This is a genomic window from Pyruvatibacter sp. HU-CL02332 (genome assembly GCF_040362765.1).
Classification (GTDB): domain Bacteria; phylum Pseudomonadota; class Alphaproteobacteria; order CGMCC-115125; family CGMCC-115125; genus Pyruvatibacter.
On sequence record NZ_BAABWK010000002.1, the window covers coordinates 199394 to 220183 of the forward strand.

Annotated in this window: 26 protein-coding genes and 2 tRNA genes; 12 read left to right on the forward strand and 16 right to left on the reverse strand. The window is 57.1% G+C overall.

Annotated features, from left to right (window positions below):
* Position 1: 1 nt before the first annotated feature.
* Together ABXH05_RS11620 and ABXH05_RS11625 are read right to left on the reverse strand one after the other, a co-directional pair.
* Positions 2-661, reverse strand: a complete 660-nt coding sequence (locus ABXH05_RS11620) for a hypothetical protein (protein ID WP_353561154.1) — start codon at positions 659-661, stop codon at positions 2-4.
* Between the two features lie 10 nt (positions 662-671).
* On the reverse strand, positions 672-1091 hold the full coding sequence (locus tag ABXH05_RS11625; RefSeq protein ID WP_353561155.1) for a VOC family protein: 420 nt from the start codon (positions 1089-1091) through the stop codon (positions 672-674).
* A 136-nt stretch (positions 1092-1227) separates the two neighbouring features.
* Here ABXH05_RS11625 and ABXH05_RS11630 point away from each other — a divergent pair, with 136 nt between their 5' ends.
* The gene (locus ABXH05_RS11630) at positions 1228-1968 is read left to right on the forward strand and encodes an SIR2 family NAD-dependent protein deacylase (protein ID WP_353561156.1); all 741 of its coding nucleotides are present in this window, start codon (positions 1228-1230) and stop codon (positions 1966-1968) included.
* A gap of 11 nt (positions 1969-1979) precedes the next feature.
* Here ABXH05_RS11630 and ABXH05_RS11635 read toward each other — a convergent pair whose 3' ends face one another.
* The 3 genes from ABXH05_RS11635 to ABXH05_RS11645 all read right to left on the reverse strand — a co-directional run bounded on the left by ABXH05_RS11635 (position 1980) and on the right by ABXH05_RS11645 (position 3976).
* Positions 1980-2570: a PAS domain-containing protein gene (locus ABXH05_RS11635; RefSeq protein ID WP_353561157.1), complete on the reverse strand. Its 591-nt coding sequence runs from the start codon at positions 2568-2570 to the stop codon at positions 1980-1982.
* 83 nt (positions 2571-2653) lie between these two features.
* Positions 2654-3244 (reverse strand): PAS domain-containing protein, encoded by a 591-nt coding sequence (locus ABXH05_RS11640; RefSeq protein WP_353561158.1) that lies wholly within the window; start codon positions 3242-3244, stop codon positions 2654-2656.
* Complete coding sequence (locus ABXH05_RS11645; protein WP_353561159.1) at positions 3245-3976, reverse strand: SDR family oxidoreductase; 732 nt, start codon at positions 3974-3976, stop codon at positions 3245-3247.
* A 99-nt stretch (positions 3977-4075) separates the two neighbouring features.
* Here ABXH05_RS11645 and ABXH05_RS11650 point away from each other — a divergent pair, with 99 nt between their 5' ends.
* A complete protein-coding gene (locus tag ABXH05_RS11650) occupies positions 4076-5674 on the forward strand; it encodes an alpha-glucosidase family protein (protein WP_353561160.1) in 1599 nt (532 codons plus the stop codon).
* Between the two features lie 29 nt (positions 5675-5703).
* Here ABXH05_RS11650 and ABXH05_RS11655 read toward each other — a convergent pair whose 3' ends face one another.
* Genes ABXH05_RS11655 through ABXH05_RS11700 form a run of 10 tightly spaced genes read right to left on the reverse strand, consistent with a single transcriptional unit; the run spans position 5704 to position 13360 of the window.
* Complete coding sequence (locus ABXH05_RS11655) at positions 5704-7401, reverse strand: proton-conducting transporter transmembrane domain-containing protein (protein WP_353561161.1); 1698 nt, start codon at positions 7399-7401, stop codon at positions 5704-5706.
* The gene (locus ABXH05_RS11660; protein ID WP_348140663.1) at positions 7398-7670 is read right to left on the reverse strand and encodes a hypothetical protein; all 273 of its coding nucleotides are present in this window, start codon (positions 7668-7670) and stop codon (positions 7398-7400) included. The genes ABXH05_RS11655 and ABXH05_RS11660 overlap by 4 nt, the downstream gene beginning before the upstream one ends.
* Before the next feature lie 12 nt (positions 7671-7682).
* Entirely contained in the window at positions 7683-9203 is a 1521-nt protein-coding gene (locus ABXH05_RS11665) for a proton-conducting transporter transmembrane domain-containing protein (protein ID WP_353561162.1), read from the reverse strand.
* Complete coding sequence (locus tag ABXH05_RS11670; RefSeq protein WP_353561163.1) at positions 9200-10750, reverse strand: monovalent cation/H+ antiporter subunit D family protein; 1551 nt, start codon at positions 10748-10750, stop codon at positions 9200-9202. Before ABXH05_RS11670 ends, ABXH05_RS11665 begins: the two co-directional genes overlap by 4 nt.
* Positions 10750-11184 (reverse strand): cation:proton antiporter subunit C, encoded by a 435-nt coding sequence (locus ABXH05_RS11675; protein ID WP_348140657.1) that lies wholly within the window; start codon positions 11182-11184, stop codon positions 10750-10752. The genes ABXH05_RS11670 and ABXH05_RS11675 overlap by 1 nt, the downstream gene beginning before the upstream one ends.
* A gap of 3 nt (positions 11185-11187) precedes the next feature.
* On the reverse strand, positions 11188-11637 hold the full coding sequence (locus tag ABXH05_RS11680) for a Na(+)/H(+) antiporter subunit B (protein ID WP_348140655.1): 450 nt from the start codon (positions 11635-11637) through the stop codon (positions 11188-11190).
* Positions 11634-12215, reverse strand: coding sequence for a DUF4040 domain-containing protein (locus tag ABXH05_RS11685; RefSeq protein ID WP_353561164.1), 582 nt, complete (start codon positions 12213-12215; stop codon positions 11634-11636). Before ABXH05_RS11685 ends, ABXH05_RS11680 begins: the two co-directional genes overlap by 4 nt.
* A complete protein-coding gene (mnhG, locus tag ABXH05_RS11690; RefSeq protein ID WP_353561165.1) occupies positions 12212-12565 on the reverse strand; it encodes a monovalent cation/H(+) antiporter subunit G in 354 nt (117 codons plus the stop codon). The genes ABXH05_RS11685 and mnhG overlap by 4 nt, the downstream gene beginning before the upstream one ends.
* Positions 12562-12876 carry an MrpF/PhaF family protein gene (locus tag ABXH05_RS11695; protein ID WP_353561166.1) on the reverse strand — a complete coding sequence of 105 codons (315 nt, stop codon included), beginning with the start codon at positions 12874-12876 and terminating at the stop codon, positions 12562-12564. Before ABXH05_RS11695 ends, mnhG begins: the two co-directional genes overlap by 4 nt.
* Before the next feature lie 10 nt (positions 12877-12886).
* Positions 12887-13360 (reverse strand): Na+/H+ antiporter subunit E, encoded by a 474-nt coding sequence (locus tag ABXH05_RS11700; RefSeq protein ID WP_353561167.1) that lies wholly within the window; start codon positions 13358-13360, stop codon positions 12887-12889.
* Between the two features lie 310 nt (positions 13361-13670).
* On the opposite strand from ABXH05_RS11700, the gene ABXH05_RS11705 reads away from it, so the two are divergent.
* From ABXH05_RS11705 to ABXH05_RS11735, 7 genes are all read left to right on the forward strand, one after another.
* On the forward strand, positions 13671-14216 hold the full coding sequence (locus ABXH05_RS11705; RefSeq protein WP_353561168.1) for a cold-shock protein: 546 nt from the start codon (positions 13671-13673) through the stop codon (positions 14214-14216).
* A gap of 39 nt (positions 14217-14255) precedes the next feature.
* Entirely contained in the window at positions 14256-14744 is a 489-nt protein-coding gene (locus ABXH05_RS11710; protein ID WP_353561169.1) for a DUF192 domain-containing protein, read from the forward strand.
* 31 nt (positions 14745-14775) lie between these two features.
* A complete protein-coding gene (locus ABXH05_RS11715; protein WP_353561170.1) occupies positions 14776-15231 on the forward strand; it encodes a PaaI family thioesterase in 456 nt (151 codons plus the stop codon).
* Positions 15232-15339: 108 nt separating this feature from the next.
* A tRNA-Pro gene (locus ABXH05_RS11720) sits at positions 15340-15416 on the forward strand.
* 282 nt (positions 15417-15698) lie between these two features.
* Complete coding sequence (locus ABXH05_RS11725) at positions 15699-16406, forward strand: TetR/AcrR family transcriptional regulator (RefSeq protein WP_353561171.1); 708 nt, start codon at positions 15699-15701, stop codon at positions 16404-16406.
* Positions 16407-16525: 119 nt separating this feature from the next.
* Positions 16526-16834, forward strand: a complete 309-nt coding sequence (locus ABXH05_RS11730) for an ETC complex I subunit (protein ID WP_348140632.1) — start codon at positions 16526-16528, stop codon at positions 16832-16834.
* Between the two features lie 31 nt (positions 16835-16865).
* Positions 16866-16942 (forward strand) — tRNA-Arg (locus tag ABXH05_RS11735).
* Positions 16943-16963: 21 nt separating this feature from the next.
* On the opposite strand, the gene ABXH05_RS11740 is transcribed toward ABXH05_RS11735, so the two are convergent.
* On the reverse strand, positions 16964-17839 hold the full coding sequence (locus tag ABXH05_RS11740) for a LysR family transcriptional regulator (RefSeq protein ID WP_353561172.1): 876 nt from the start codon (positions 17837-17839) through the stop codon (positions 16964-16966).
* Between the two features lie 106 nt (positions 17840-17945).
* Here ABXH05_RS11740 and ABXH05_RS11745 point away from each other — a divergent pair, with 106 nt between their 5' ends.
* The 3 genes from ABXH05_RS11745 (at position 17946) to ABXH05_RS11755 (ending at position 20531) form a co-directional block, all read left to right on the forward strand.
* Entirely contained in the window at positions 17946-18623 is a 678-nt protein-coding gene (locus ABXH05_RS11745) for a pirin family protein (RefSeq protein WP_353561173.1), read from the forward strand.
* Between the two features lie 22 nt (positions 18624-18645).
* Positions 18646-19278 carry an isochorismatase family protein gene (locus tag ABXH05_RS11750; protein WP_353561174.1) on the forward strand — a complete coding sequence of 211 codons (633 nt, stop codon included), beginning with the start codon at positions 18646-18648 and terminating at the stop codon, positions 19276-19278.
* 476 nt (positions 19279-19754) lie between these two features.
* The gene (locus ABXH05_RS11755) at positions 19755-20531 is read left to right on the forward strand and encodes a tetratricopeptide repeat protein (protein WP_353561175.1); all 777 of its coding nucleotides are present in this window, start codon (positions 19755-19757) and stop codon (positions 20529-20531) included.
* Positions 20532-20790 lie beyond the last annotated feature (259 nt).

Sequence of the window (20790 nt, forward strand, 5' to 3'; positions counted from 1 at the left end):
CTTAATCAGACGATGATTGGGTGGTTTCAGTCCAGAAAACGGGCGTCCAGTTTCGAGCCGCCTGAACACCCTTGAGGTATTCTGTACGCGGAATACTTTTACGGATCGTTTGCATGTCGGTTGTTTCCAGCGCGTTTTCAGTGCCGATGGCCAGGCGCAATGGATTGGTTTGATACAGATAGAGCCATTTTGCGGCGATATGATGAGGGTGATAGTCGGTGCCGCCGGACAGGTAGCCCCGCAAATGCGATGCCTGCGCATCCGCCAATCCGGCCTGCGCGGCCCGTTCTATCCAGTTTCTTCCTTCGGTTTCCTGGCCTAACTGGATCTTGCACAGGCCCAGGGCATGCTGCGCGTTTTCATATCCGCGGCCTCGATTGGCCAGAAGCTGAAGATCTTCCACAGCTTCGTTACACCGGCCAGCGCTGGCAAGCTCAAAGGGGGTCCAGTACTCGCCGGTAAGTGTCTGGCCTTCTTTTTCGGCCTGTTCCGCCTGACGCCGGCGCACTACTTCAGCGCCCGTCTCCCGTGGGTCCGGGGATGTCTGGGCGCGGGCAGATATCGACAGGGTTTCACCATGTCCCGTGGCATGGGCAGCCGCCCATATGGCGCCAATAGCCACCCAGCAGACAGTCAGGATACGGGCCATGCTGGAGGTCATGCAGATGGTCCTACCAATGACCAACATTTTCCATGGATGCCCATGGCTCAGCGGGTTCCTTGGAGGCGCCTTTCTGCAGCAGCTCGACAGATACATTATCCGGTGATCGGACAAAGGCCATGCGCCCATCGCGTGGCGGGCGGTTGATTGTTACGCCTGACGCCTGAAGTTTTTCACAGATCGCGTAGATGTCATCGACTTCATAAGCCAGATGGCCAAAGTTACGTCCTTCGCCAAGCTCTTCGTCATCCCAGTTGTGGGTCAGTTCGACCTGGGCTGACTCGTCGCCGGGCGCGGAGAGAAACACGAGCGAGAAACGCCCATCCTCGATGTCAAAGCGGCCGCGCTGCTCCAGCCCAAGATGATCGCAGTAGAAGGCCAGGGAAGCATCCAGGTCACGGACACGAACCATTGTGTGCAGGTATTTCATTTCGTCTCTCTTCGCGGCAGATTAAAAAGCGCTCGCGCCCGAGATGCCGGGCAGCATTTGACCGTGATGATTGCCCAAGGCTGGGCTAGGGTCAAAGCACATATTTACGCAAGATATCACGCAGTTGGATTAAAGAATGGCAACGACACTCAAGGACTATGTGGATCAGGCAAAGCGCGTTGTCGTCTTTACCGGCGCTGGTATTTCAACTGAATCCGGCATCCCTGACTTCCGCAGTCCGGGTGGGCTGTGGACACAGAATAAGCCGATCTACTTTCAGGATTTCATGGCTTCTGAAGCCATGCGTATTGAAGCCTGGCAGCGGAAATTCAACATGGATGACACCTTCACCAATGCTGAACCCAATGCCGGTCACATGGCGATTGCTCGGCTGGTGCAAAGCGGCAAGGTCACGTCGGTCATTACCCAGAACATCGACAATCTGCATCAGGATTCAGGCATTCCCGATGACCGTATCGTCGAACTGCACGGCAATACGACTTATGCAAAGTGCCTGGATTGTGGCGGGCGTCATGAAATCGAGTTCGTGCGTGCAGGCTTTGAAGAAGACGGGCTCCCGCCACCCTGCAGCAAGTGCAATGGCATTCTGAAGACGGCAACCATCTCGTTTGGTCAAAGCATGCCGGAGGAAGAAATGCTGCGAGCAGAAGCAGCCACCCTGGAGTGCGATCTGTTTATCGCCATTGGCTCATCGCTTGTTGTGTATCCCGCTGCAGGGTTTCCGATCATTGCCAAGCAAAACGGCGCCCGGCTGGTCATCCTCAACCGCGAAGAAACCGAACTGGATGAGATTGCAGATCTTGTCCTGAATACGGAAGCCGGGCCAACGCTGTCGGCGCTGCTTCCCCACAACTAATCCTGTCGCGCTCAGCTTGGTGTCATGGCGACCAATGGCTCAGCCATCGCCTCGGCATCACGAGGCGTGGTCAGCTCGCAATCTACGGGCAGCAATGTGCGCGGGTCGTAGACGGTTCGGCGTTGCAGTTCCCCAACCAGAATATCTTTACGTGGTTCGGTAAGGGGCATCTCCGGCATCGGTGTGTCGTTCATCAAGAGCAGGTAGCGATCATGAACACCGTCCTCGTTCCCCACCGGCATCATGAACTGTTCAATGAGAACCGCAGTGCCGTCGCGTCGGTGATAGGCGCGCAGTGACTGGGTAAGGTTGTGATGCTTAAAGATGTGCTCGTAGAACCGCTCCAGCAAGTCATGTTGCGTACTAGGATATGCATTTTTGACTTCGCGCCCGGTCGCGTCTGCACCGAACGACTCCACCAGAGCCGTGCCTACCAGCGTTATCCGATAGGTAAGGTCGGGCATACGGCGGATCATGACAATGTTAGGGAGAAACGGGCGCATCTGAAACGGCCCGAACTGCGAGGTCGTGGGAAACAATGCGTCGCCGCGAGCTTTGAGCCACGCCTGCAGTGCCTGTTTTGAATCGTCCGAGTGCAGCATCACTTGCGCTTGTTACATTTGGTGTTGCAACGCAGAGTAGAACTGGCTGGTGAATAACTCGTTATGATCATATGTCGGGTCGGTCACCCCTTAAACGCTGTGAGCTTTTCCCGCATCTGCGCGGCGTCTCTTGGCGTAGTTGCAAAGCATGCAACGGGCAGCAGCGTTTCGGGGTGGTACACGGTGCGCTCTTCGAGGCTGCCCAGAGCAATGGTCCGATTGGGATCGCTGCGCGGTCGCTGGGGCAGGGGAACGTTGTAGGCCAGCAGCACGTATCTATCGTGCGCACCATTTTCATCGCTCAGTGGCACCATGAGTTGCTCGATTGTAACGAGGGCGCCTGTTCCCTTGCGTTCATAAACCCGAACTGAGTGGCTGATGTACTGATTGTTGAAAAGCAACTCATAGAAGGCGCTAAGTTCGGCATACACATCATCGGGATAAACCTCGTCCAGAAACCTACCCGTAGCATCAAACCCGAATGCCTCAACCAGACCGGTTCCCTGCAGGGTCACCTTGTAACGACCCTCCGGTGCCTTCCGATACATTGCAATGTTGGGCAGAAAGGGGCGCATCTGGAACGGCCCAAGCTGGGACGCTTTCGGCATCAACTGATCACCACGCGCATCGAGCCATTTGCTCGCGAGTTGCTGTATGTGATCAGCACGGAGCATCTAGGCCCACCCGCCGGACGCGGCAATCACCTGACCGGTAAAGAACCCGCCATCCTCGCTGGCCAGCTGAGCAACCATCGCGGCCACCTCCTCGGGTTTGCCGAGGCGGCCAAGAGGAATGTTCCTGAGAATCTTGGGTGCCTTGTCCGGGTCCGCCATCAGGTCAGGCGGGAAATAGTCCGGGTTCGCTACAAAGTTAGGCGCAATGGCATTGACCTGCACATTGGATGGACCCAGCTCCTTGGCCAGTGCCTTTACTGCCGCATTCATGGCACCGCGCGCGGCGCAATACATGGCGTAGTTGGGCAGACCGTTCAGCGGGGCAGCCGAAGTGAGGAAAACAATCTTGCCTTCCTTGCGTGCCTTCATGTGGCTTGCAACGTGGGACGCAAAGTCAAAAGGCTTCACGACCAATGCTTCCAGGGTGTCGCGCAGAACATCGGAGGCAATGTCCTGAAGTGGCGCGCGGATGGCGGGGTAAGCATCATTGCTGGCCAGAAGGTCAATCTGACCTTCCTTGCCCATCACATGTTCTACGACGTCCGCAGCACTGTGTTGGGTGAGGGCGCTTATGTTTCCCGCCAAAGATTCAAAGGCAGATCGCTTGTCTGCGTCTGAAAACACGGGATCGACGGCAAAGACCCTATAGCCGTCATTGGATAATCGTTTTGCGATGGCATCGCCTACAAAGTGAGTGGCGTCGGTCAGGATGGCGATACGTTTGTCGGTCACGAAAAAGGCCTTGCATTGGGAAATGACTGAGGCAGGTTAACGCGACTTCAATTCTACGCAAACGAGTGATTTGCGTGTACGCGATGGGGAAGAACGAACATGAGCGAGTGGTGGCAAGGTGCCGTCGTCTACCAGATCTATCCGCGCAGCTATATGGACACGGATGGGGACGGCGTTGGTGATCTTGAAGGCATTCGGCGCAAGCTCGACTATGTTGCCTCTCTTGGCGTGGACGCAATCTGGCTATCACCGATCTACCCGTCACCAAACAATGACTTTGGGTATGACGTTGCCGACTATGTGAATGTTGATGCGGCCATGGGGGGTATGGCTGCATTCGATGCGCTGCTTGAAGAAGCCCATGCGCGCGGTTTGAAAGTCATTCTGGATCAGGTCCTGAGCCACACGTCCGACCAGCATGCCTGGTTTCAGGAGAGCCTGACGTCAAAGGACAACCCCAAGTCCGACTGGTATGTGTGGACCGAAGCACGCGAAGACGGTACACCGCCCAACAACTGGCTGGCAGCCTTTGGCGGGGCTTCATGGTCATGGCACCCCCTGCGCCGGCAATACTACTTCCATCAGTTCCTGCGGACGCAGCCCAAGCTGAATTTCCACAATCCCGATGTGGTTGAGGCGGTGCTGAACGTATTGCGTTTCTGGCTCGACAAGGGCGTGGACGGGTTCCGGCTTGATGTTGCCAATTCCTATGTGCACGACGCCTCCCTTGGGGACAACACACCCGTTCCCAAGGAGAAGCGCTCAGCCCTCTCCTGGAGCCACCCAGCCCGCCTGCAGTTTCATGACCATGATTGGAACCAGCCGGAAAACGTCGCCATCATGACCCGCATCCGCGACGTGGTGGACAGCTATGAAGATCGACTGGTGTTTGGCGAGTTTGCCGCAGGTGAGAAGATCCTCGGCCAATATGCGGGCGGCGACGACCGGCTACACACCGCATACACATTCACGCTGTTGGATGCTGCCAACCTCGAGCGCTCGGTCTTTGATCATTACTACAGCCGCATCGCCGGACCGGTGGAAGACCTGTTCCCGTGTGTGACCTTTTCCAACCACGATGTGGCCCGGCCCGTCACACGCTGGTCCAAGGGCCGTGACAAGGCGCAGGTCGCCAAGCTCGGCATGGCGCTCCTCATGTGCCTGCGCGGCACGGCCTTGATGTATCAGGGCGAAGAGCTGGGTCTCGACGACATTGATGTCACCCGCGAGCAGATACAGGACCCGTTCGGCACGTTGTATTTCCCACACTTCAAGGGCAGGGACGGGTGCCGCTCTCCCATGCCGTGGGCGCCGGACGTCCGCTATGCGGGGTTCTCGACTGTTGAGCCGTGGCTGCCCGTTGGGCCGGAGCATCCCGCCCTGTCAGTCAGCACTCAGGAAGCAGACACTGGCTCGACACTGGCGTTTTCCAAGCAAGCGATTGCTCTGCGCAAGGCGCACCCGGTTTTGCAGACCGGTGACATCACACTGCTTGAAACGTCAAACGACGTGCTGGCCTTCACCCGAAGTGACGGAGCTCAGACCATGACGTGCGTGTTCAATTTTGGCGATGAAGACGCAACCATCGACACCAATGCTGTCCTCTCCCCAGAGCTGACCTTAGGCAAGGCTGGCCACGATGCGGGTCAGGTGACAGTTGGCCCGCTGGGGGTCTTTGTCGGGATGAATGCTGAGTAGCAGGCTTACCGGATTCGCGGTGTCGCGGGTCAGACGTAGCTGACCAGCAACATCACTACCAGAAGAATGGCAACCCACAGGACGCTCAGTCCGGTGCCCCATGTGGCGGCTACATTGGTCTGTGGTCCTGCGGCCGTGAACATGGCGCGGAAGGTCCCTACCAGGCGAGCACTCACAAAGTTCTGCCACGCCGAATAGGCCGCAGACGTAACCGACATGACGGTAGCCACAATTGCCGGTCCAAGACGGCGATAGAGCCAGTCCACGTCGATGAGGGCGGATGCCTCGTCGCGTGGCAGAAGTCCCCAGGCCCGAGCAGCGGCGAAAACCAGCAGCGAGAAAGCCAGTCCCTGCATGTGCAGAACAAGACCTGCCGCATCAAAGGCCACATTGTCCCAATAGGGCATGGAGCCGATGCCAACGCAGCCCAGCACACCAATCATCATGGCCAGACGCATGTGCAGAGGCGCGTCCGAAACAGTGTGCTCTTCCTGACGCTCACCGAAGAAGGCCGCAGCGGGTACCCGGAGGCCCGCATGGGCCCAAACACCGGCCACGCCGAACAGGGCCAGCGCCGCCACATAGGGACCTGAATTGGTCCAGATGGATGTCAGGAGCGCGGGAATGGCGGTGCCACCCGCGAGGATCGGAAGACCCGCGACCGACAGGCCACCAATCACCGCGAAACCTGCCGTCCACGGCATTTGGGCAGCAAGGCCGCCAAGGCTGGCAGCAGAAGCGGTGCCGGTGCGGAACAGAACCGCGCCAATGGCCATAAACATCAAGAGGAAGCCAAAGATGTTGGCAACAGCGAGTGTCGTGGCGGCCGCAAGGGCTTCGGGTGTGCCGATGCCAACTGCGGTGACGGCAAGGCCCACCTGACTGATCAGGCCGTAGCACAGCGCCCGGCGCAGATCGTTGGCGAGGAGCGCAAGAAAGACCGGAAAGGCAATCATCACAGGACCGATGAAGGTCAGCAGCTGCTCACCTGGCAGGAAGCGCATCAATGCGTATACGGATGTTGTCACAGCGAAGACGCTGAGCAGAACGGTGCCGCCCGGCGTGGACTCCGGATAGGCATCTGTCAGCCATGCGTGCAGCACTGGAAAAGCCGAGCGAATGCCAAGCGCGAGAATGAGATAAACGCCGGCGGTCGTGCTCAGGTCACCCACAAAGAAGGAAATGCTGCCGGTCACCTTGTAGGTCAGCAGGAACGCTTCCAGCAGCAAGACACCGGCCAGAATATTGGCAACGGCAAAGCGCATGCCTGCGCCCAGTGAGCGGCTGGTGCCGCCGGACCAGATCAGGAAGGCGGCCGCGATGGAGGAGATTTCAAAGAAGATGAAGAAGCTGGGCAGGTCGCCTGCCAGCACCGCGCCTGTTGCACAGCCTGTGTAAATCAGCCCGGCAGCCACGGGCAGGCCTGCGCGCTCATGCCAGTTGAAGATGCCGGCGATGGTCGCCGCTGCCAGAAAGCTGACCGCGATGGCAAAGCCCGGCTGAGTGATATCAAACGTCGCGATGGAAATGCCGAGCATCTCGACCATCCCACCGGGTCCGGCAGGCAGGGCCAGCAGATGCACAAGGCCGAGGAGCGGCGCTGCGACAGAGACAAATGGACGTGTCGCGCGTGGCAGCAGCGTTGCCAGAAGACCGGCAAGGATCAGCAGGAAGCCAGGCGACAGTCCATCAAGCGCTCCACCAAAAATATCGGGACCCATGCTCATTGGGTGTCATCCTTCCCGCTGTAATAGCCAATCCGGCGGCGCAGCAAAAAGCGCAGCGGCCAGGTAGCGACAACAGCGACCAGCGCTGCGGCGAACGAAGCCACGGCAGCGCCAAACGGAATGTCGGAAATGAACGGAAGACCGTTGGATGGAAACACAAGTCCTGCCGCGGCCAACAGCACGCAGAGGATCACAATGAAGACCAGCATGTTGCGGTCCGCCTGTTTGGTCAGCGCCCAGCCCCAGAAGCCATTTGGTTTGTCAGACATCAATCAGCCTCCCTAGTGGCCGCCAATGATGGGCGCAATCAGCTCTTTGAGCGGCCCAACGAGGAACAGGGTGAGGAAACACAAGGCGGCGGTAATCACAGGCGCAATGACGGTGAGCCGTGGTGCACGAATGCGCTCTTCCACGGGCACGGCTTCATTGAACTGGGATGCTGGCTCTGCCCGGTCACCAAGATTGCCAAAGAAGCCACGGGCAACGACCGGCAACAGATAGCCAATGGACAGAAGCGAGGCGAGGATCAGAGGATAGATGATGTATTTTTCGCCCGAATCCGTCGCGGCCATCACCAGGTAAAGCTTCACCCAGTCACCTCCCAGAGGCGGTATGCCGATGATCGCGAGGGCACCTACGGTAAAGGCGCCATACACCCAGGGCATTTTGCGCCCCAGACCATCCATCTGGCTCAGCTCGGTCTTTTGCGTGGCGACGTAAATGGCACCGGCACACATGAAGAGGGTGATCTTGGCCGTCGCGTGCATCATGATCTGCAGGGCACCGGCCGTGACGCCATAGCCTGACGCGAGCATGGCCCCAAGCGTCACATAAGACAGCTGACTGACGGTCGAGTAGGCCAACCGCGCTTTCAGATTGTCCTTCGTCATCGCAATGATGCCGGCAAACACAATCGAGAACGCAGCCACCCACATCAGCCAGACGCTGGCGTCCGTAGACGACAGAAAGTCCGTGCCGAAGACATAGACGGTCACCTTAAGAACCGTGAACACACCGGCTTTCACAACGGCCACGGCATGCAGCAATGCGGATACTGGTGTCGGTGCCACCATGGCATGGGGCAACCACGGGTGAATGGGGACGAGCGCCGCCTTGCCAATGCCGAACATGTAAAGGCCCAGCAGGATCGGCAGCAGTGCTTCGTCGATCTTGCCTTCAAGGATGCCGCCGACCTGGAAGTCACCGGTGCCAGCAACCGCATAGGTCCAGATGATGGCGGGGAGCAGGAGGCCGATGGATGTGGCCAACAGGATGCCCAGATAGATGCGTGCACCACGTCGTGCTGCCGGTGTCTCCTTGTGGGCCACCAGCGGATAGGTTGAGAGCGTGAGCACTTCGTAGAAGATGAAAAGCGTCAGCAGGTTATCTGCCAGCGCAATGCCCATGGCTGCGCCCAGCGCAATGGCAAAGCAGGCATAGAAGCGTGTCTGGTTTTCTTCCTTGTTGCCGCGCATATAGCCGATGGCATAGAGCGACGTCACAATCCAAAGCCCACTGGCGACCAGCGAGAAGATGACGCCCAGCGGTTCCAGTTTGAAGGCAATGGGCACGCCGGGCACCACATCAAACAGCACAAGACGTGGCGCTTCACCTGCCAGATATCCGCCCAGCAGATGCAGAACAGTGATGAAGAGCGCAACAGCGGTTGTCAGCGTGACGGCTTCACGCAAATTGGGCCAACGACCGGCTAGCACCAAAAGCACCGCACCGGCCATGGGGAGCAGAACGGCAATCAGCATCGCCGTGCCAAAATCGATGCCTAAGGGAGTGAGCAAGGTCATGGCGCCACTCCTTCGACCACACCATCAAGAGGAATGATGCTGGTCGCAGCATCAACGCTACCATTGAGAAGTGTTTCAGCCACGGTCTGGCCGATACTGGCCGTCAGCTCCGCATTGATGCCGAAATAGACGCACACAAGCGCAAGGGTCCACATGGGAAGCAGCATGGACAATGGAGCTTCGCGCACGGGTTTTGATCCCTCAGGAGCAGGTGTGAGATAGGCCATCTCAACCATCCGCCATACATAGATGACAGCGATGAGTGAACTCGCCACGATCATGAAAGCGATGATCCAGTCGCCGGTCTCAAGGGCACCGAGGATGAGGTACCACTTGGAAATGAAGCCGACCGTCAGGGGCACGCCGATCAGCGACAAACCGCCCACGACCATCGCCGCCATGGTCCACGGCATCTGTCGGCCAAGGCCTGCAAAGCTGGTGACGGCTGTTGAGCCCACACGATAGACTACGGCACCTGCGACCATGAACATGACGCCTTTCATGGCGGCGTGGTTGAACAGGTGCACCATGGTTGCCGTCAGGCCGGTGACGCTCGCCATGGAGAAGCCCAGCACCATGTAGCCGATCTGGGCCACAGACGAGTAGGCGAGCAAACGTTTGAAGTCAGTCTGGAATACCGCAACCGCGGAAGCCACGAACATAGCGACCAGCGCCAAGGGCAGGAACACGGTTGAGAGCGATAGCTCAACGACCGGGAAGTCATACCCAAACACTGTGAACATGAAGCGCAGCAGCACATACACAGCCACCTTGGTGGACGTCGCCGCCAGAAAGATGCTCACCACGGATGGCGCATAGGTGTAGGCGTTGGGCAGCCAGGCGTGGATCGGGAACATGGCCAGCTTCAGTGCCAGACCAACCATGATGAAGGCGAAGCCCGCCCGAACGCTGGTGAGTTCACCCAGTGGCTGCAACCGCACAGCCAGGTCTTCCATGTTGAGGGTGCCGGTTGCCTGATAGAGCAGCCCCAGTCCGATCACATAGAAGGTGGCGCCGATGGTGCCCATCACGAGATAGGTGTAGCCCGCGGTCAGGGCGCGGCGGTCCCGTCGTGCGCCCATGGCAACAAGGACATATGTCGAGAGCGATGAAATCTCGAGAAACACGAAGACGTTGAAGGCATCGCCCGCAATCGTGACACCCAGAAGGCCCGTCAGGCACAGCGTAAAGACCGTGTAGAAAAGCGCCTGTTTGGAGGGTTCAATTTCTGCGCGTATGGAGCGACGCGCAAATGGCAGAACCAGCGCGCTGGTCGCCGCAACGATCACCAGCACAAAGGCATTCATCGCATCCACACGATACTCAATGCCAAAGGGTGGTGCCCAGCCGCCCAACTGATAGGAGATTGGTCCGCTGACGATGACCTGCTGCAACAGCAACAGTGACATGATGAAGCAAAGAATGCCTGTCACGAGCGCCACGAGACCAGCAAGGTTGCCGCGCATCATCAGCAGGCAGATAGGTGCCGCCAGCATCGGCACGACCACCTGCAGCGCAGGCAGGTGATACATGATGAAGTCCATCATCAAGCAGCGCCTCCGCTTGCGGATGTTCCGCTCTCGCCACCGGCACGGGGTGAGACATCACGTCCAGCATCCGCGGCCTGAATGTCATCTTCTTCAATGGTGCCATAGGCGCGCTGAATACGGATAACGAGGCTCAATCCAACGGCCAGCGTCGCGACACCCACCACAATGGCGGTGAGGATCAAAACGTGGGGCAGGGGATTGGAATACAACGCATTGGGATCATCGACATAGATCGGGGCCGTGCCGCCCGTGACCTTGCCAACGGAGATGTAGAACAGAAACACGGACACCTGAAACAGGTTCAGGCCGACGAGCTTCTTGACGAGGTTGCCACGGGCCACAACGACATACAGACCCACCATCATCAACACGATGACGAGCCAGTAGTTGTAACGGCCAAGTACGAATTCGAGGATGGGGCTATCTTCCATGGCCTACCAGTCCTTGTCGTCGATTGGACCTGCCGCGTCTGCAAATCCGTAAAACACAAGCACCATGACAGCGGCCACGGTCAGACCTACGCCTGCTTCAATCAGCAGGATGCCCAGATGTTGCCCGGCAACCGCATAGCCGATGGGGTCAGCTGCCACATAGTCATAGTCGAGGAAGTTGCCGCCGCGCAGCATGGTGTAGACGCCGACGCCCGCATAAATCAGCACGCCAAAGCAGGCCGCTGTTCGCACCACCCACAGCGGCATGACCTGCTGTGTTGTGCGCAGACCAAAGATCAGCGCGTAGAGAATAAATCCAACAGCAACAATCACGCCGGCCTGAAAGCCACCCCCGGCGCCAAAGTCGCCATGGAATTGAACGTACAGGCCAAACAGAATGATTGGCGCAATCAGGATCTTCGTGATGACGCGAAGGACGATGTGATGGTTCATTCATCTTCCTCCCGACGATTTGCCGCCTGCGCCCGCGCAGCGACGGCGCGTCTCACCGGCTTGTGGCCCAGCAGAGCCAGCACACCTACACCGGCCATGAACACAACGACGACTTCGCCCAGAGTATCGAAGCCGCGATAGCTCGCGAGGACGGCGGTGACAATATTGGGCACGTCGATCTCTTCAGGTGTCTTGGTGATGTAGTAGGGCCCGACATGGGTCTGTGAGGGTGCCTGCGGATCACCGAATACCGGCATGTCGAAGGTTGAATAGATCAGCGCCATGCCGGTGGCGACGACCACCAGCAGGGGCACAATCTGAGTTCGCTTGGAAGGTTTTTGAATCTGCGATGTGAGCGCAAGTGTTCCCAGCATCAAGACTGTTGAGATGCCGGCACCCACGGCGGCTTCCGTAAAGGCCACATCCGGTGCATCAAGCGTGATGAAGAGGCTGGCTGTCAGTAGGCTGAAGACGCCCGACAGCATGGTCACGACAAACAGATGATCCAGCCGGACAATCTGGATGGCCACGGCCACCAGCAGCGTAAAGAGCACAAGGTCGATGATGAGCGCACTCATGTGGCACCCCCATCCTTGCCGCCGGCGTCGCCTTCTTTCAGGTCCTTGCCCAGCAGCGGCCGCAGTCCTGCCGTCCAGGCCGCATTGGCCACAGCATGGGTGGATGTCGGGCTGGTGAAGAACATGAAAAAGCCGATGGCGACTATTTTCACTGTGATGAGGCTGAAACCGGTCTGCAGCATCATCCCCAGCAAAATGAGTTCCGCGCCAAGTGTGTCGGTTATCCCGGCGGCATGCATGCGCGAATAAAAGTCGGGCAGGCGCAGGACGCCGATTGACCCGACGAGCAGGAAGAAGCTTCCACCCGCGAGCAAAACACCTGTCGCGATATCGAGGGCCATTTCAATCATTGAGAGGCCTCCGGCTTTGAAGAACCGTCCGGCTCGGCGGGCACATCCTGATCAATGTCGCCCAGCGCCCGGTAGCGGAAGAACTTCAGAACGGCGATCGTGCCAACGAAGTTGATCAGTGCATAGAGGAGCGCAATGTCCATGAAGTCCGGCCGGTCGGTCACAAATCCAACCAGACCGATCAGCAGCACTGTCTTCGTGCCGAAGGCGTTAAGGGCCAGCACACGGTCATAAAGACTTGGACCTGCAAACAAGCGCACAAGCATCAGCAGCATGGCAGCGAGGAGGGCGAGGCTAGCGGCAAAGAACATCTGTCAGCCCCTATCGATTTTCGATCGCGGTGACGCGGCGATCCATATCAGCCAGCGCTTCCACGTCAGCAAAAGAATCATCAATGGCGTGCACAATGAAGTCCTTGCCATCCGCATCAATGGTCACCGTGCCCGGCGTCAGAGTGATAGAGTTGGCAAAGGTGACCCGACCGATATCGCTTACTTGGGTGGGCGTGACCCGGACAATGGCGGGAGAAATTTTCAGCCGCGGCGCCAGAAGAATCTTCGTGACCGCGATGTTGGCTTTGACGATCTCCGCCTGCAACCAGCCCCAATACCGCATGGTGCCAAACCGCATCTGATTGGGCACACCTTCCGAATCAAGAACATCCATTCGGGCAATCAGGAAGGTGACAGCAATGGCAGATCCGGCTCCAAGGCCGATCCACAATGGCTTGTAGACGCCTGACAGCAGCAGCCACAGACCAAACAACCCAAGCGCCAAGATAAGACCGCGCAACATTGTGTTTTCAGATCGCTCCCCAAAGCAGGCTCAAAGGGCCCGTTGTCATCTTTGATAATGCGCGCAGGTGCAGTTGACCAGCAGAACCGGACGAAAAAGCGAAAGAAACCGCCCGAACCGAGCACCAAATGCTCGGAAAATTTCGCAGACACTTCTCCCCACTTTTCGAGTGTGTTATCTTGACGCACATAAGTAACGAGGTGACCCGACAAAGGGCGCCCGAAAACAAAAGCGGCATGTACAAAAGACCGTAAGAATAGGCCGTAATAGAAGCGCGAAAACGCCGGGGGTCAGGGTGGCGGAAACGCAGATGCAGGTTCAGGGAGAGGCCGCAAGCGACGCAGAGCTCGCGTTCAGAGTGACGGGCGTCGTCAAGTGGTTCGACACAACCAAAGGCTATGGCTTCATTGTCCCCGAAGACGGTTCGGCGGACGTGTTGTTGCATATGTCCTGTCTCAAGCAGGCGGGACTTGATGCAGCACGGGAAGGGGCCACGGTCGAATGCGAGGCCGTCAAGCGGCCCAAGGGCACACAGGCCCTTCGCGTTCTTGAAGTAGATGACAGCACAGCTGTTGCTGCTCCGGTTCAAACAGACACACCAAAAAGTAATGGCGAGTCGCGGGCACCGCGTGTTGTTGCCGTTGGGGATCAGGAGACAGCCACGGTCAAGTGGTTCAACCGGGCCAAGGGCTATGGTTTTGTCACCCGCGGAGACGGCACGCCGGACATCTTTGTGCACATGGAAACACTGCGCGAAGCAGGCATTCGTGAATTGCGCCAGGGGCAGCAAGTTCAGGTGCGGTTTGGCGAAGGCGACAAAGGCCTTATGGTCGCCACCATCGAGTTGCTTGATTAGCACTCACCGCTGTCTCAACTGATTTTGCAGGTCCTTTGTATGCGTAACCTTGCAGCTATGCTGCTTGCGGCAACACTTGCTGTCACAGGCCTTGCAGCATGCGCAGAACCAGATCCTTCACATGAAACCGCCGCCGAGAGTCTCACCATCGAGACCTCAACGGGTGTTCATGGCTTCAAGGTAGAGCTTGCCGATACTGAAGAGCGCCGTCGTACGGGACTGATGTTTCGTGAAGACCTGGCTTTGGACGCCGGCATGCTCTTTGATTTTGAGACCCCGCGCGTCATCACCATGTGGATGCGCAACACACCACTGCCTCTTGATATGATTTTCATCGATCCAAACGGACGCATCGTCAGCGTGGCTGAGAATACGGTACCTTATTCAGAGGCGATTGTTTCGTCGCGTTACCCTGCGTCGGCTGTCTTTGAGGTCAATGCGGGCACAGCGAAACGGATCAGCATCAAGGTCGGCGACAGGGTATCGCACCCCCTTTTCGAGAGCCCGGCCACACCAGGTGACGGGTGACACCCGGCATCAGCTGCGATATTCCCGCGTGATGACATCACCAACCAAAGCTGATCTGGCTGACCAGACCGCTCCCAATCCGCCGCAAGGCTTTGAGGAGAGCACCAATCGCGGGCCGTTTACGACCCACAACGGACCGTTCTTTCATCGCATTGATGATGATGGCAGCTTCCTGCATGGCTTCCGCGCCGCAGAGCAGCACTGCAACGGCATGGGAATCGTCCATGGCGGCCTGGTGACTGCCTTTGCGGATGGTCTGATGGGCACTGCGGTCTGGCGGCACACGCAGATTGTCGGCCTTACCATTCGTCTGAATGCTGACTTCCTGTCTATCGCCAAGGTCGGCGACTGGGTGGAAGGAACGGCCACGGTGACCCGGGCGACACGATCCGTTGCCTTTGTGGAGGCTCATGTCTCGGTCGGTTCGCGGCCCATTCTGCACGCCACGGGGGTCTTCAAATTGATGCCCCGACACAAGAAAAAGTAAGGAAAATGAGATTTGGGCTTTAATGGGCTTGCAGGAGCGGGCCTGTTGAGCCAATGTCCCGCCTCGCTGACGCAAATGGCGGTATTTCGCTGATTGTTTTAGCTCGGTCGGGGCATGGCGCAGCCCGGTAGCGCACCTGTTTTGGGAACAGGGGGTCAGAGGTTCGAATCCTCTTGCCCCGACCATTTTTCACATAATTGAAGCTATCTGACGGGCAGCCTGGCCCTATATCGTTGCGCCTTTCTCATCGCCACATGACCAAAATCTGACCAAAAATTGTGGGTTTGGGCTCAGATGACCGCTACAGGCTTGATATTCCACATTGTTTTTGTAAAACCGGGCTCTCTTAGGCCGATATGTCACTATCGCAGAGCTTGGTGTCTGCGGGCGCGGGTCATATCTTAAGGCTTAGGGTTTACTGGGAATCGGGTTTCCCAGACGGCCAGACTTGGTGAAAGGCGATAATTGTGACCCCTCCGGCAACAGCCGCAGAAAAGGTGACGTCCTCCACAGCAACAGCTGCGGGACGGTCTGGCACGCCAAAAGCACGGGCACCTGAAGCCAAACAGGCGCGGGCAGAGGCCTTGTTGCAGGCGGCAGAAGCAGCCCTGGTGGATGCCTCCTATCACGACATCACCATGCTGCAGATTGCCAAGCGCGCCGGCCTCGCCAAGGGCACTGTCTATCTCTACTACCCAAGCAAGGAAGCGCTTTTTCTCGCGGTGCTGATGCACAAGCTGGACGCCTGTTACGACACCATTGAAGAAGGTCTGCAGGGAGACCGTCAGTCTGCGGATCATATTGCGAAAGTGCTGAGCGGAGCGTTGCTTGGTCAGCACGCTTTGCTGTCTCTGCTGAGCCTGCTGTTTACACAGCTTGAACCGGGCGCAGGCATTGAGGCGCTGGTGGACTTCAAACGCCAGTTGATGTCGCGCATGGTTGAAGTCGGCGCCACGATCGAGCGCGCTGGTGGGCTGGAAGAGGGCGTGGGCACGACGCTGATCACCCGGGCGTCTGCGCTGGCCATCGGTCTGCAGCAGTTCGCCTCTCCGCCACCCGACGTTATCGCGGAACTCGCGATCCGGGCGCCGGAACTGAAAAAACAACCGCTGAATGTCGAGGCCGAGTTGACCAGCACATTGTCCGATATCATCAAGGCCAGAATGTCAGCCTGACAGCCAATGCTGTCGGAGTGAAATGGGCAATTGCCCAATCAAATGGCTTGATCTGGCGGGTTTGTTTCCGCCATACAGGCTCACAGGTAAAACGAACTTCTACAGGGTACCAAAGCATCATGGTGGCGCGCATTTACAAGCCGGCCAAAACGGCCATGCAGTCTGGCACCGCAAAGACCAATCTGTGGTTTTTGGACTATGAGCCGGAAAGCGCTCGCGAGATTGATCCGCTCATGGGCTGGACCAGTTCAGGCGACATGAACGGCCAGCTTCAGCTGAAGTTCTCCAGCAAGGAAGAAGCGGTCGCTTATGCCGAGCGGCACAAGATTGCCTATCAGGTGTTTGAGCCGCAGCCACGGGCTGCCCGCCCAAAGGCCTACTCCGACAATTTCAGATCAGATCGCGTGGACGGTAACTGGACGCATTAGCGATCAGTCTGACTGTCCTGCTTCGCGTTTTGCGCCCGTAGCTCAACTGGATAGAGCAACGGCCTTCTAAGCCGTAGGTTGCAGGTTCAAGTCCTGCCGGGCGCGCCAGCACTAAAAACTTCACCACAACTAGCAATTTGCATGCAGGTGATCGAGGAACGCCCTTACCTTGGGCGTTATACCTCTCCGACTTGGGACAACTGTAAAGAAGTCCACCTGGCCGCCAGTCCAATCACTAAGAACGCGTTTTAGCTCTCCGCGGCGAACAAAACCCTCTGCCAGGTAATCCGGAAGCAGAGCAACGCCCGCGCCGTCCAAAGCGAGTTGGCGTAAAACATTGAAGTCATCGCACGCGATTTGTGGCTTGAACGCAAATTCGATGTCTCCCGATGGCGATTGAAGGCTCCATCTTGCGCGCTTATCGACGGCATTCATGTGCAGACAGGAGTGCCCCTCAAGATCGTCCGGCTTCGTCAACGGATGGGCGGTCTTGAGATAGTCAGATGACGCATAAAGCCCCATCTGCTTGGTGCAAAGCCGAGCGGCAATCAGATTTGAATCCGCCATTTCGCCAACCCGGATGACGACGTCGAAACCCTCTTCAAGAAGATCAACCCGCCGGTTGGTCAATTGGAGGTCGATCTTCACGTCAGGATATGTTTTCGCAAACGTCCCGAGGTGAGGGGAGAGCAGATTTTGGCCCACGGTCACAGACGTGCAAACCCGAAGCCGGCCTCTTGGGGATATCGTGAACTGCTCAATTGACGCATTTGCTGCCTCAAGCTCATCTTTCACACGCACAGCATGAGCATAGTATGCCCGGCCGATCTCGGTCGGCTGGAGGCTGCGTGTCGTTCGTTCAATCAGGCGTACACCCAGAGCCTTTTCCAGCCTGGAGATGCTCCGGCTGACATTCGACTTCGGCATTCCAAGAACGTGTGCAGCCGCCGTAAAGCTTCCGCTGTCCAGCACTTCGGCAAAAGTCAGTATGTCTTCCAGATTCATTTTATTGTTATCAATAATGGATCAAAACATCTCTATCTCGTCCCTTTATCTCACAATGACACATCGATAGATACCTCACTACCGACCGTAGTTTTAGGTGATCGATATGGAAATTCTGAAGTTTGAAGACCTGCCACAAGGTGGCTTTGCGGGGCTTCGCGAACGTCGATTTGTAATGGATCAGCGGGTGTTTGGCGCGCGCAAAGGAGCCGGGACGGCAGATGGCATTGGAAATTTTGTCTATTTGGCAGACGCCAACTTCATGCCGAAAGGCGAAACGGGACTCCACCCACACCATGAGATCGATGTGATCTCTGTGATGGTCGACGGGCGAATTTCACACGCTGGGTCGATGGAACACGGTCAGGCATTGGAGGCTGGCATGGTTCAGGTGCAGCGAGCGGGCGCTGAAGGTTTTTCGCACAACGAGATTAATCCCGACGATACACAAAACCACATGATCCAAATCTGGGTAGCACCTGACGAACCAGGTGAACCGGCAGGCTACAAATCCTACACACCAAAGATGGGCGACCACGCACATGTCTATGGTGGCCCGAACGACCAAAACGATCGCTTTTACAGCAAAACGCAGATCAAAATCGTGAACGCAACGGCGGGTCAGACTTTCTCACATCATGGCGAGGTCATGGCCTACCTCAGCAAGGGTAGCGGTACCGCAAACGGGCAGGCGGTAAATGCCCGAACTCTTATGCGCACCGACGGCATCGAGTTTCAGGCTGGCGAATTGGCTCAGCTCATCCTCATTCATACCAACAACTAACTGACCTCAGAAGGGTGCCGATATGGCTAAATCCAACTACTCAGAGTTTCTCACACCGCACAATGCGGTCCTTACAATGATCGACCATCAAACAGGCCTAATGGTTGGACTTGGCGATGAACACCCAACCGTCCTGAAGAATAACATTCTTGCTCTTTCGAACATTGCAAAAACGATCGGGCTGCCATCAGTTGTCACGGCAAGCCTGCCGGAGGGCCCCAACGGGCCAGTGATGCCGGAAATCGTCGAAATTCTGGAGGCCAAGGTCATTGAGCGTGAAGGTCAAATCAATGCTTGGGACAGTAAGGCCTATCGCGAAGCAATCGAGAAGACTGGCCGACAGAAAATCATCATGGCTGGTATTGTCACTGACGTTTGCCTTCTGTTTCCAGCGTTATCCGCAATTGCTGAAGGCTATGACGTATACGCAGTAATTGATGCCTCAGGTACCTGGAACAAAACGGTTCAAGAGGTGACCATCCACCGGCTGGCGCAGGCTGGTGTGAAGGTCACTACCTGGGCGTCGGTGTTGGCCGAAATCATGAACGATTGGCGCAGCGAACACGGTGAAGCCTTGGGTGGTGTCCTTGCTGCGTACACGACGAAGTACGGCTACGTCATGAACAGCCATTTTGCGCGCCAATCGGATGAGTAGTCATAGTGATGATGGGCAACCAAGCCCGCACTTGGTGGCCTTTCTAACATTTATCGGATTGCTCCCATTGGTCTACTTCATTCCGCCATGGATCATGGACAATGTTACAAATGATAGCCTGATTGTAACGTTGCTCTCAGTCGGGTTGATCGTGCCGGTGATATCTTACGTCTTGCTCCCCATGAGTTTGAGGATGATTGCTGCAGGCATAAAGTACTTTCGACAAAGTGCTCGTTAGGCATGCGCGGGAGAAGACCTCCCAACAAGCGACATATCGAAATAATCTGGCCAATATGGTGAATGCTCGTTCAGAAGGGCATCACACACAACTGTGAGCCACCTGACGGAAGTGTAACTTGCGTCATCACAGGTGGCTCAGCCACGTTTTCACCCTAGATATTGAATATACAACAATACGGGTATCAAATTACCCGATAGCGGCGCTGTTCCCCGGCGTCTGTTTGGGAGAAGACAGAATGACGAAACGCTCTGCGGACACAAAAGCCGCATCAATGGAAAACGGGCCATCTCTTCAGATTCTGGCTGTCGCCGGTGTGTTGGCACTGGGCGCGCTGATCTGGGTCGGTATGGCAGACGCCAAGGCTCCAGCGCTTGATGCGGCGGCCGGTGAGGCGGAGGCACTTGAGGCAACAGCTGCAACCGAAAAAGCAGATGCGCCGCGTCCACTCGCTGTGGGTGATGAGGATGCCATTGCCCGCGTCGTTCGAGAAGCCGAGCGGACCGAAGACGGTGGTCTTGGACTCTATAAGCGCGGGCTTTACCCCGAAGCGCTTGTGGTCTGGGAAGAAGCAGCTGAAGCCGGCGATGCGGGCGCTGCTTACCGGATCGGCGCTGCCTACATGGATGGGCAATCAGTGTCCCACAGCTTTGATGAAGGCTTGAAGTGGCTGCGTCGCGCAGCTGATATGGGCGACGGACGCGCCATGGGTGACCTTGGCAGTGCCTATGACTGGGGCTTTGGGGTTGAGCAGGACCGTGTGGAAGCTGCCAAATGGTTCGAGCAGGGCGCCCTGCGCGGCCACGCGGCCAGCCAGTACAATGTCGGCGTTCTGTATGAAGAAGGCGAGGGCGTCGAAAAGGACGTCATCAAGGCCTACATGTACTACATCCTCTCCAACGACAACGGCTTCCCCAAATACCCGGCGGAGGCGATTGAAGCCCTTACACCCAAGCTGACAAATGATCAGATCAAGAAGGGTGTGGATGCTGCCAGGGCATTTGAACCGATTTAAAGAGAGATGCTGGGCAACACCATGGTTTACGTGGGGGGTTATTCAGTTTTTGCGTAGTCACCTTTCGCGTAATTCATCTTCATTTGTTGGCGTTCCGTGCTATGTCACTCTTTGAAATTGAAGGACGCTGGATTTCTGCAGCATCCGGATTGATCTTGTTCAGATAGTTTCTGTTCAGGTCGGTGATGGCTTTACTACCCGCAGAATGTGGGGTGTCCGCCAAACGCGGACAGGCCAATTTGGGGGCCCACAAGGAGGA